Origin of the sequence: Salmonirosea aquatica (assembly GCF_009296315.1) — a bacterium.
Classification (GTDB): Bacteria; Bacteroidota; Bacteroidia; order Cytophagales; family Spirosomataceae; genus Salmonirosea; species Salmonirosea aquatica.
In genome coordinates, this window is the sequence record NZ_WHLY01000002.1 from 3,859,353 (window position 1) to 3,870,998 (window position 11,646).

Genomic DNA, 11,646 nt, shown 5'->3' on the forward strand with positions numbered 1-11,646 from the left:
TTTGCCTAGTGCCAACGATTCAAAATTTGGTTAATTTCTCAAAAAAATTCAATTTTGCATCTGCATCCAGAAGCTTCGGCGGAAGCGCCAACCGGGCTGAACACCACGGTGGTACAGGAACGATGTGGGTTTGACGGAAGAACTGGCAGCCGAATGGTAGCCATCCTCTCTTTCTAAAAGCCAAAAAGTTCATCCTCCCGCCTTACTTTCTGGACCCAAGCTAACTGGTTTCTTTTGAAAGCCAGTGTTCGAATCCAGTATGTAGTGTATCACTGTATCAGTTCCAGTCACTTTCCATTTTCAACTGTCAACTAATTTATGCCTTATTTATTCACTTCGGAGTCTGTGTCGGAAGGACACCCCGACAAAGTAGCCGATCAGATTTCGGACGCCCTCATTGACAACTTCATGGCGTGGGATCCCAGTAGCAAGGTGGCCTGCGAAACCTTAGTTACTACGGGTCAGGTAGTGCTGGCTGGTGAAGTAAAAACCAATACCTACCTGGATGTGCAGAAAATTGCCCGGGAGGTAATCCGCAAGATTGGCTACACCAAAAGCGAGTATATGTTCGAGGCCAACTCCTGCGGTATCTTATCCGCCATTCACGACCAGAGCGCCGACATCAACCAGGGCGTAGATCGCGCGGCTGAAAGTCAGGATTTTGAGTCTAAGGCCAACGCGCAGGGCGCCGGTGACCAGGGCATGATGTTCGGTTATGCTACCCGCGAAACCAGCAACTACATGCCGCTGGCGCTCGATATGGCGCACAGCATTTTGAAAGAACTTTCCCATATTCGCAACAACGAACCCGAACTGATCCCCTACCTCCGGCCCGACGCTAAATCGCAGGTAACGATCGAATACGGTGACGACAACGTACCCCAGCGCATCGATACCATTGTGGTGTCGACGCAGCACGATGATTTTGCCAGCGAGCAGGATATGCTGGAGAAAATTAAGTCCGATATTATTTCCTTTGTCATTCCCCGGGTAAAAGCCACACTGCCGGAGGAATTGCAGAAACTATTTACCGACGACATTACCTACTACATCAACCCTACTGGCAAATTCGTGATCGGTGGACCGCACGGAGATACGGGACTGACGGGCCGCAAGATTATTGTGGATACCTACGGGGGCAAGGGTGCCCATGGTGGTGGTGCTTTCTCGGGCAAGGATCCTTCCAAAGTAGACCGCTCGGCGGCCTACGCTACGCGGCACATCGCCAAAAACATGGTGGCTGCCGGCCTGTGCGACGAAGTGCTGGTGCAGGTTTCGTACGCCATCGGGGTAGCCAAGCCCTGCGGACTTTTCGTGGATACCAAGGGTACCTCCAAAGTGGATCTGAACGACGGGGCCATTGCCCGCAAAATCGAGGAAATCTTCGATATGCGTCCCTACGCCATCGAGGAGCGTCTGAAACTGCGTAATCCTATTTACTCCGAAACGGCCGCCTATGGCCACATGGGGCGGGTCAATGAAGTAGTGAAGAAGACCTTCAAAGGCGCCGATGGTACCGAAAAAGAGGTAGAAGTAGAACTGTTTACCTGGGAGAAACTAGATTACGTCGATAAGATCAAAGAAGCGTTTGACTTGTAAGCGTCATAGTATAGCGTTCGATATTTGCAAAAAAGGCCGGTAGATCAATTCTCCGGCCTTTTTTATGCGTCCTTACTCGCGAATATAGATTTTTATACCCCCAATGCGCCCCGCAACGAAGTTATAGACAACGGCAGATAAAGCACCTGATATCATACCTACCACGCCATATATAATAGGTACCAATATCACAAAGAAGATACCACCTCCAAAAACAAGTCCGCGCTCGTAGCCTCCTAACGACTTGCCGGTGAACGGCATAGAAAGCACCGAGAAAAATAAAAGGCAGAACAATAGGCTGACCACAGCCATGACAGTTCCGGCCATGAGGGCAACGGAGCCCACGTCGAAACGGGTGATTTCTTTTTTCATAAAAGTCGTAGAGTTTAGAAATAAAAAAAGGAAGGGTCATGTAGAACCGTTCCCAAAATACGCTATTCTTTAAGATTTACCTCACAAAAACTGCACGACGCTTTCCAGACCCATGCCGCGCGAACCTTTGATAAGAATATGGGTATCGTCCTGCGGATGATCCATGAGCCAGTTGTGCAGCGAAAATTTATCGGGGATATAGTAGGCTTTGGGCAGCGCGGGTAGAGCGTGCTGCATAAGCGGCCCTGTCAGGATTACCAGATCAAAATTGCATTGTGCCAGCATTTCGCCAAGCGCCCGGTGTTCGGCTTCGGCATCGTGGCCCAGCTCGAGCATATCGCCCAGAATTACCATTTTACGGGTAGCTACGCTCTTGGTCAAATGATCAATGGCCGCCTCCATCGAGCTGGGATTGGCGTTATATGCATCGAGGGTGATCGTATTGCTCCCTTTGTAGAATACCTGCGAGCGGTTGTTGTCGGGCTGGTATTCCGAGATAGCCCGGTGGGCGTCGTCGCCGGGTACCCCAAAGTAATGGCCTATGGCCAACGCCGCACAGATATTCTCGAAATTGTGCCGACCGGGCAGGTGGGTGGTAATGGCCTGCTTTTCCTGATTTTCGTACGTCACAAAGGGTACGTCTTCGAGTAAGGTCGGATTCACCGCCGAATTTTCGGAACCGTAGAATACAATTTCGCCGAACGAGTGTTTCTTGCTTACCATTTCCATCAGTACCTCATTCTGCGTGTTGACGAATACAACCCGCTTTTTCTTAGACAGGTAGGCATACAATTCTCCCTTGCCTTTTTTGATCCCCGCCAGACCGCCAAATCCTTCCAGATGCGCTTTGCCAATGTTGGTAATCAGTCCGTGTGTGGGTTGGGCAATCGTACACAGTGTGGCTATTTCCCCCTGATGGTTGGCACCCATTTCTACCACTACCATGTCGTACTGTTGGGGATTTACCGCCAGAATGGTGAGGGGTACCCCAATATGGTTGTTGAGGTTGCCCCGGGTAGCGTAGGTACGGTACTTCTTGGCCAATACGGCCGCGATGAGTTCCTTGGTGGTGGTTTTTCCATTCGAGCCCGTCAGGGCTATAACCGGAATCTCCCAGGTACTGCGATGATGTCTGGCCAGGTTCTGCAGAGCAGTAAGTACGTCTTCAACTAGCAGAAACCGCTTGTCTTCCACTACCGCGGGGTCGTCTACTACTGCGTAGGATGCGCCATTTTCCAGGGCATTTTTGGCGAAGGCATTGCCATCGAATTTCTCTCCTTTTAGGGCAAAAAACAGACTTCCCGCTTCAATTTTCCGCGTATCGGTGCTGATAGTAGGATTTCTCAAATAAATTTTATAGAGTGCTTCGGGTGTTATTTCCATCATTTTTAATCTTTTTATGACAATCGGCGGAGGCTTTGCGTTTAGGTAAGTAGGGCAATCCAAAACCCATCAACCGGAGCGCCGGGCCGTTTTCAAAAACCATACGGGTTTAATCGCTTTCCCCAACAAAATTAGGCGAAATTATCCTCAATGAAACGCATTGTCTACCTATACTTCCTGGGGTTAAGCCTACTTACCAATTCAACGGTGGCCCAGCAGGCCTGGTTCCGACTGGATACTACCGCTACTGTCACGCGTGCGGGAAAAAACCTGCTTAACCCCTGGGCGGGTGGCCTGAACGCCGGGCAGTTCTCGACGATGGACCTGGATGGAGACGGTACCGACGACCTCGTCGCCTTTGACCGCACCACCAATCGGGTCACGACTTTTCTGGGCAACGCCGCTACTAAAACTTACCGACACGCGCCGGCTTACGAAGCCCTTTTTCCGCCGATGGAAAACTGGATGCTGCTCGTGGATTATGATAAAGACGGACGCAAAGACCTCTTCACCCACACGCCACAGGGCGTCAAAGTGTATAAAAAAATACAGAATGGCAGTACCTGGTCGTGGAAGCTATTCAAACCGCTACTGAACTCGGTGGGTTTTTCGGGACCGATCAATTTATTGGTAGTAGCTACGGACATTCCCGCCCTGACCGACGTAGACAACGACGGCGACCTGGATATCATCACCTACGAGATATTGGGGAATTTCGTGGAAATGCACCAGAACATGAGCATGGAACGCTATGGGGTACCCGATAGTCTCGAATTCATCCGGAACGGCCTGTGTTGGGGAAATTTCGTCAAGGAACACTGCAACGATTTTAAATTGGGAGTCGACTGCGGGGCGGTCGAAAACGTGGGTGGAGGTACCTCCAATGGCCGCATTCTGCACGCCGGAAACGCCATACTGATCCAGGACCTCAACGGCGACGGCAAAAAGGATATGCTCATGGGCCACGTCACCTGCGACAACGTGGCGCGGCTGGTCAATACGGGTACCAACCGGGTGGCTGATTTCACGAGCTTCGATGTGAATTATCCCGCTCAGAATCCCGTTAATTTCACCATTTTTCCGGCCGTTTATTCCGAGGATGTCGACTTCGATGGCGTAAAGGATTTGCTGGCGGCACCCAATGTGTATGCCAATGAGGGCAACCTGATGGACTTCCAGGCATCCACCTGGTACTACCACAACGCCGGCACGGACAGCAATCCTACCTTCGAGCTCAGGCAGAAAAACTTTTTGCAGGATCAGATGATCGACATTGGCGAAAATGCCGCTCCTGCCTTTTTTGACGTGGACGGTGACGGCGACCAGGATATGCTGGTAGGTACGGGGGGCGTTCGGGGCGAAACGGGTTTCCGGGGTAGCTTACAATTGTTTAGAAATACAGGCGATGCCAAAACGCCCCGTTTTGACTGGGTAGGCGAAGAGTACCTTAAACTGTCGGAAACATTTCAGCTTACTCACATCAAGCCCCAATGGGCCGACTTCAACGGTGATGGGGTACCTGACTTGGGTTTTTCAGGTGTCTCGTTTCAGGGGATCGAATACCGCTATCTACCCAATCGCGCCGCTCGAGGCCAGGCCGTTCAGTTGTCTGTGAATGAGGCTATTACTATTACATTGCCTGGAGCACAGGCAAGTGATATCCCTTATTTTTACGATACCGATCAGGATGGCGATCTGGATTTACTTGTCGGTAAGGCACAAGGTAATATCGTACACTACCTGAACACGGGTACGGCCAAACAGCCCGCCTACCAGCTTCAAACCGAAAACTTGGCCGGGGTAGGTACCAACTTTGCGGGCCGCTTCGTCAGTGTGGCAGTTGCGGACATTAACCTCGACGGCCAGCCCGACCTACTCACGGCCGACCAAACGGGTATGGTACGGATTTTCCATACCGGTACCTGGGGGCAGTGGAGTCGCCGCGATAGTTTGCTGGTGGAGGCTGGCAACGGAGCTACTGCGCCCAGGCTGGGGGCCTACCTTCAGGCGACCGTCGCCGACTACACGGGAGACGGCAAGCCCGACGTAGCTGTAGGTACCTATGGCGGTGGCATACGACTGCTGACGAATGTGCTACCCGTTACCATTACTGCGGTAGAACCTGTCCCGCATTCCACTTTCATCGTCTACCCCAATCCGGCGGAGGGGTACCTGCATGTGCGAAGTCCGCTGAATGGATTGCTGGATATAATATCGATCAGTGGACAAATCTTGCAGGAAAATATCACACTCACCGCCGATGCTGAAAAGACGCTGTCTACGGCGCGCTGGACTCCGGGACTATATGTGTTGCGGGTACGCTATACCGATCGACAGGAAGTAAAGAAAATTGTGGTAAAATAGGGGAGAGGTACCTTAATAAATTCTTCTGGCATACCAATTTAAAGTTTGAGTAGTGATAGGTACTGATTCACTCAAATTTTTTAAGCCCTATGCCCCAAAATATTTCAGTCATTGACAAAATGCGCGCTGACGACAGTAAGGCCGTCGTAAGCCGTCGCCGGATCGCGGCTCTGGCCGCCGCCGGACTCGTCGATTTCAGCGTGATTTCACTATTCCAGCTGGGTTATATCAAACATTTGCCCGACTTACCCGCCAAGGTATTTGATTCTGATCGTGTCAATTCGTCCCAAGATGCCGAGCTTCTGGGAATTCCCGATGCGCCCATTAGCCTGATGGCGTATGCCGCTACGATTTTGGTGGCTACGGCTGGAAACCGGGGAGGTAAATACACCAAATTCTTCGATCTGCTGTTGGGGGGAATCGTACTCGGCCAGGCCTTTGGCGGGGCGCATTACCTCTACAAGATGATCACCGTGCAGAAAAAGGTATGCATGTACTGCGTGGCGGGTGCCATGATCAATTTTGCGGCCCTAAAACCTTTGTACGATTTGTATAGGTGCAAGCGGTAGTAATAATAGTATCTAGCTTCAATTTTGATGCTTGGATTTGCAATTCATGAATTGCAAATTTTCATGGAAGAACCGCATTGATTCAATACCTACCCGTCCAGCAGTCCCGGGTCATTGGCCGGAGCCACCTTCCACGTCAGCTCTTCCGTAGGATCGATCACCAGCCACAGCAAGCTGCTGATCCCGAGTAGGGTACCTATGATGTAGAGTGGGTAATTGTAGTCGCCTGCCCAGTCTACGATTTTACCAAAGAAAACTGCCAGAAAGAATCCGCCTAGCTGCCCAATCATGTTCATGGTACCCGATACCGTGCCGGCGCGGTTCTTGCCAATATCCACACAGACCGCGAAAGAAACGGGTAGCGTCAAATCCTTGAACAACATGCCGGCCGAAAGTAGGTAGGCCGCCGTGACGTTATCGCTCGTCAAAGCCGAAGTCCACATCACCACGCTTGAGAGCCCCATGCCCACCAGTCCCACACTGGCGCGGCCGATGCGCAGACCATACCGCTTGACCAGCCAGTCGCTCAGAAAGCCGCCCGTGAAGCACCCTACGGCTCCCGAAAGGAAGGGCAGCGTAGAAAAAAGCTGCATTTCAGATTCGGAAAAATGACGGCCTTCCTGCAAATAGATGGGCATCCAGCTGTAAAAGAAGTACGCTCCGTACATGTAGAAATGGAACATGATTACCAGCGCCCACAGGTTACGGCTGCGGAGTAGCGCGCCCCATGCCAAACCATGAGCTTGCGGACGAAACCGGCGACTTTCCTGAATGTAGGTGAGTTCTTTTTCGGTGATACCTTTCTTTTCTCTAGGAAAATCGCGGAACCACCAGTACCAGGCCGCTGCCCACACCACCCCCACCAGCCCCATCGCCCAGAACGACGCCCGCCAACCCGCGTTGGCGGCCAGGGGTACCATGACAAGAGGTGCCAACGCACCACCCAACCGTCCGGCACCCCAGATGAAGGCTTGCGCCCGGCCCGTTTCGACCGCCGGAAACCAGCGGGCAATCACGATCGAGCTATTGGGGTAGGCACCCGCTTCACCCATGCCGAACAGAAACCGAATGACAATGAGCGCGATGAGCCCCGAGGCTACTCCTGTCAGGGCCGTGAACAACGACCACCACAGCACTACGCGGAGCAGTACCCGTCGAGGTCCGAGGCGATCACCCAAAGCACCGGTGGGCATCTCGAAAAGGGCGTAGGCCAGCGAAAATGCCCCCAGTACCCATCCAAACTGCTCATTGGTCAGGTTAAGGTCGTCCTTCATGCGCTTACCTACCACCGAAATACACACCCGGTCGAGGTAAGTGATCATGGAAAGTGAGAAAAGAAAAATCAGGACGCGGTAGCGGTAGAGCATGGAGGGAGGAGAAGAAGACGAATTATGGATTGGGAAAAATAAGCAGGATTTTGGGAAATAACGAACGCTTATTTGCCGTGAGAGGTCGTCACGCCCAGGGCTACCATTTCTTGAAAATGAAAAAGACCGCCAGCACAATCAGCACAAACCCCACTAGGTAATTCCAGCGGATGGGCTCTTTGAGGTAAAAGGCGGCAAAACCCACAAATACCGCAAGGCTGACCACCTCCTGAATCGTTTTCAGCTGAAAGGCATTGAACTGGTACGAGCCGATCCGGTTGGCAGGTACCGCCAGACAGTACTCGACCAAGGCGATGAGCCAACTGATGAGAATGACTTTCCACAAGTCAGTTTCCCGGTACTTAAGGTGCCAGTACCAAGCCGTCGTCATGAACAGGTTGGATAGGAAAAGGAGCAGGATCGTACGCATGGCAGGGTACCTCGAAATAAGGAGTTGAAAACCGTGATGAAAAAGTCCGAAATCTAGCTAAAATCCCAGAATCCCGTTGGTCAATTCCCTGCTCATTATTTGGGGTACCTAGCTAGGGATATACCGCTACCAGTTCTATTTCAATAAACTTATCCGTGTTGGCCAGGCCCGCGATGCCGATCGTGGATCGAATGGGCTTGGTAGGATTGGTGGCCGTGCCAAAATACTGCGCGTAGGCATCGTACCAGCCTTGATAGTCATGCTTTCCCGTGCTTTTGTCGGGGGCCAGGTACACCCGCAGCATGAGCACATCTTTCAGGCTCAACCCTTTTTCGGTAAGCGTTTTCTGAAAATTGGCCAGAATACTCAACGCCTGCGTTTTGGTATCGCCAAATTGCTCCCGGGTACCTGCCCGCGCTGTGCTATCGGCTATGCTGCCGGTAGAGCCACTCGTCCACAGCATTTTTTTGCCTTCGGGAATAATGGCTCCCGACGAAATGACGGAAGCCGGAGATCCATAAAATTCCACGACTTGCGCCTGAGCAAGGAATCCAGTCAAGACAAAAAGAAAAGTAAGGAGGAGACGCATAGATTTGGTAGATTAGTATTTTAAAAATGAATAATTGTACAAATTAACTTATTAATAAAATATTATTCCGAAATGATAAATTAATGCAGGATATTGTTTGTTGACAACTTTTTGTGTGCCTATTTTTAAGGAGAATCATTCGCGAGCGCACATTTCTTTTTCCTCCCATGAACCGCAGAATTTTTTTCCAGAAAGCCGGGCTGGGTAGCCTGGCCCTGTCGGCGGGTGTCACTGCCTGTACCACCCGGCCCGCAGTACGCCGACAAGCAATTCTACATCAATCGCGGCTACCACCAGATTCCCAAGCTCCGTCTTTCGATGGATCGCATCGTTAAGGAAACCGTCGGGTTGCGCCCGTTTCGCCCCTCGGGCCCGCGCATAGAAGCCGAACAACTGGGAAGTAAAACCATCGTACACAACTATGGGCACGGGGGTAGCGGCTGGTCGCTTTCGTGGGGAACGGGCAACATGGCCCGAAACCTGGTGATGGCTACGCCCGAGCGAAAGATAGCGTTGCTGGGTTGTGGCACGGTGGGTATCGCCACCGCTCGCCTGTTGCAGGAAAGCGGCTGTGAGGTCACGATCTACACGAAGGATGTACCCCCCAATGTGACCAGCAACCTGGCTACGGGTACCTGGTCGCCGGCCTCGCGGGTGTGTGATCCGGCGGTGGCCAAGCCAGAGTTCCGAGGTGTTTGGGAAGACGCCACCCGCTACTCTTTTCGACGGTTCCAGTTTTTGCTGGGCCTTAACGACATCGCCTGCTGGACGGATGAGTATAGTGTGCGGAATGAGGTACCTACCGCCTCAGAACATAGCGCGGGCGGAGAAGTGTATGAAATCCCGGGATTGATTCCGGAACGAGTACGGTTGGGTAAAAAAGAGCATCCCTTTGCCGCGGATTTCGTGACGCGTCGCTCGAATCTGATGTTCAATATCCCTTCGTACCTGCATTATCACCTGCAGGATTTTCTGGCGTTTGGCGGGAAGGTGAAAATCCACGAAATCAAAAAGCTGGAAGATATCGACGCCCTGCCCGAAAAGGTGGTGGTCAACTGTATGGGCCTGGGCGCCAAGCCCATATTCAACGACGATGAACTGATACCGGTTTCGGGGCAGCTTTCCTGCCTCATTCCCCAGAGCGACATTCAGTACAAGCTCAGCACGGAGGGTGCCAACTTCATTGCCCGCAAGGATGGAATCTACCTGGGCAGCAATGGAATTGTGGGCAACTGGGACACTACCCCCAGCAAGGAGCAAACCGAAAAAGTGGTGGGCATTTTGCAGGAGGTCATGAAAAACATGCGCGGCTAGGTACCCTCTTTTTCTTATTCCCGGTGTCTTCACTACCTTTACCTCATAACCTATGTTGAGGAAAGGGTAGGCATTTATGGGCAAACCGATAGTACGGATCACGGTAGTGATTTTTTTCATGGTAGGGCTGATCTGCTGTTCCAAGCCCAACGATAAGGTGGTGGTGGCCACAGCGGCCAACGTGCAGTTTGTGATGCAGGAGTTGCAGAAAACCTTTGAGCGCGAGTCGGGTACCAAGCTGGATATCGTCGTGAGTTCATCGGGTAAGTTGACGACGCAGATTCAACAAGGTGCCCCCTTCGACGTATTCGTATCGGCGGATACGCGCTATCCGCAGGAAATTTTCGTTAACGGCGGGGCCGACAATCCGCCCAAAATTTATGCCAGGGGTACCCTAGTACTGTGGACGCGCGACTCCACCATTACGCCCGATTTGACGATGCTTACGCAAGCTGGCGTGAAGAAAATTGCCCTGGCCAACCCCGAAACAGCTCCGTATGGACGGGCAGCCGTAGAGGTACTTAAAGAAGCCGGTCTTTTCGAACAAGTGAACTCCAAACTGGTATTTGGCGAAAGCATTGCCCAGACCACCCAGTACATCGCTACCGGCGCGGCCGATGTGGGCTTTACAGCCTTGTCCGTCGTCCTATCGCACGAGATGAAAGGAAAAGGCCGCTGGACTGCCCTGGATTCTACCGCCTACGCGCATATCGATCAGGCCGCTATATTGCTAAAACACAGCGAATCGTCTCCCAAACGCGAAAAGAGTCAGCAATTTTATGACTTCCTGTACTCCGAAAAAGCCCGCGCTATCTTCCAGCAATACGGCTATTCCGTGGAGTAGGTAGCTGAAAAGAGGGACAAAGGCCCATAGGCACAAAGCGGCAAAGTTTTTTCCAATTATGAAAGTAAGGTAGCTGCAAGCCCGGTTTTTCTCAACTGTCAACTGTCAACTGTCAACTGTCAACTTTGAACCCCGAACCCCTGATTCTTACCTTCAAGCTCGCTTCGCTCACTACCCTGATTTTGTTTGGGGTAGCGCTACCAATCGCGTATTGGTTGGCGTACAGTAAGTTTCGGGGGAGGGTACTGGTGGAAGCTGTCATCGGAATGCCCCTTGTATTACCTCCGTCAGTACTGGGATTCTATCTGCTGCTGGCATTCAGTCCTTCCTATGCCTTTGGCGGCTGGATCGAAGAAGTGCTGGGGCTTAGGCTCGTGTTTTCGTTTCCGGGCCTGGTGGTGGCTTCGGTCATTTACAGTTTGCCGTTTATGGTTTATCCTTTGCAGGCGGGTTTGCAGGCGTTGCCCCCATCTTTGCGAGAAGCTTCCTATACGTTGGGAAAAAGTGCATGGACTACTTTTTTCAAAGTCCTGTTACCCAATTGCAAGTCGGCCATCCTGACGGCTTTGGTCCTTACCTTTGCCCATACCGTGGGTGAGTTTGGCGTAGTATTGATGATCGGCGGCAATATTCCGGGCGTTACCAAGGTAGCCTCGGTAGCCATCTACAATGAAGTGGAGGCCCTTAATTATCCGGCTGCCAACCAGTACGCACTCGTGCTTTTCGTGATTACCTTTGCCATACTACTCTTGGTATATCTACTTAACCACCGCCTCCGTGTCCGCTATTCCGCTTGATCTACAGCTTCGGCACTC

11 protein-coding genes are annotated in these 11,646 nt (G+C 51.9%); 6 read left to right on the forward strand and 5 right to left on the reverse strand.

The window, feature by feature from the left end; all coding sequences use genetic code 11:
- Positions 1 to 318 precede the first annotated feature (318 nt).
- Positions 319 to 1,599, forward strand: coding sequence for a methionine adenosyltransferase (gene metK, locus GBK04_RS17045; protein ID WP_152761707.1), 1,281 nt, complete (start codon positions 319 to 321; stop codon positions 1,597 to 1,599).
- A gap of 72 nt (positions 1,600 to 1,671) precedes the next feature.
- On the opposite strand, the gene GBK04_RS17050 is transcribed toward metK, so the two are convergent.
- A complete protein-coding gene (locus GBK04_RS17050) occupies positions 1,672 to 1,971 on the reverse strand; it encodes a hypothetical protein (protein ID WP_152761709.1) in 300 nt (99 codons plus the stop codon).
- A gap of 81 nt (positions 1,972 to 2,052) precedes the next feature.
- On the reverse strand, positions 2,053 to 3,354 hold the full coding sequence (locus GBK04_RS17055; protein ID WP_152766191.1) for a UDP-N-acetylmuramoyl-tripeptide--D-alanyl-D-alanine ligase: 1,302 nt from the start codon (positions 3,352 to 3,354) through the stop codon (positions 2,053 to 2,055).
- Positions 3,355 to 3,504: 150 nt separating this feature from the next.
- Here GBK04_RS17055 and GBK04_RS17060 point away from each other — a divergent pair, with 150 nt between their 5' ends.
- On the forward strand, positions 3,505 to 5,718 hold the full coding sequence (locus GBK04_RS17060; protein ID WP_152761711.1) for a T9SS type A sorting domain-containing protein: 2,214 nt from the start codon (positions 3,505 to 3,507) through the stop codon (positions 5,716 to 5,718).
- 89 nt (positions 5,719 to 5,807) lie between these two features.
- Positions 5,808 to 6,287, forward strand: a complete 480-nt coding sequence (locus GBK04_RS17065; protein ID WP_373331063.1) for a vitamin K epoxide reductase family protein — start codon at positions 5,808 to 5,810, stop codon at positions 6,285 to 6,287.
- Positions 6,288 to 6,376: 89 nt separating this feature from the next.
- On the opposite strand, the gene GBK04_RS17070 is transcribed toward GBK04_RS17065, so the two are convergent.
- The 3 genes from GBK04_RS17070 to GBK04_RS17080 all read right to left on the reverse strand — a co-directional run bounded on the left by GBK04_RS17070 (position 6,377) and on the right by GBK04_RS17080 (position 8,673).
- Positions 6,377 to 7,654, reverse strand: a complete 1,278-nt coding sequence (locus GBK04_RS17070) for an MFS transporter (protein WP_152761713.1) — start codon at positions 7,652 to 7,654, stop codon at positions 6,377 to 6,379.
- A 100-nt stretch (positions 7,655 to 7,754) separates the two neighbouring features.
- Positions 7,755 to 8,084, reverse strand: coding sequence for a DMT family protein (locus GBK04_RS17075; RefSeq protein ID WP_152761715.1), 330 nt, complete (start codon positions 8,082 to 8,084; stop codon positions 7,755 to 7,757).
- Between the two features lie 112 nt (positions 8,085 to 8,196).
- Complete coding sequence (locus tag GBK04_RS17080; RefSeq protein ID WP_152761717.1) at positions 8,197 to 8,673, reverse strand: Rid family hydrolase; 477 nt, start codon at positions 8,671 to 8,673, stop codon at positions 8,197 to 8,199.
- 225 nt (positions 8,674 to 8,898) lie between these two features.
- On the opposite strand from GBK04_RS17080, the gene GBK04_RS17085 reads away from it, so the two are divergent.
- The 3 genes from GBK04_RS17085 (at position 8,899) to modB (ending at position 11,628) form a co-directional block, all read left to right on the forward strand.
- Positions 8,899 to 9,987 carry an FAD-dependent oxidoreductase gene (locus tag GBK04_RS17085; protein ID WP_373331064.1) on the forward strand — a complete coding sequence of 363 codons (1,089 nt, stop codon included), beginning with the start codon at positions 8,899 to 8,901 and terminating at the stop codon, positions 9,985 to 9,987.
- A 76-nt stretch (positions 9,988 to 10,063) separates the two neighbouring features.
- Entirely contained in the window at positions 10,064 to 10,831 is a 768-nt protein-coding gene (gene modA, locus GBK04_RS17090; protein ID WP_152761719.1) for a molybdate ABC transporter substrate-binding protein, read from the forward strand.
- A 125-nt stretch (positions 10,832 to 10,956) separates the two neighbouring features.
- The gene (modB, locus tag GBK04_RS17095) at positions 10,957 to 11,628 is read left to right on the forward strand and encodes a molybdate ABC transporter permease subunit (protein WP_152761721.1); all 672 of its coding nucleotides are present in this window, start codon (positions 10,957 to 10,959) and stop codon (positions 11,626 to 11,628) included.
- The last annotated feature ends 18 nt before the right edge of the window (positions 11,629 to 11,646 follow it).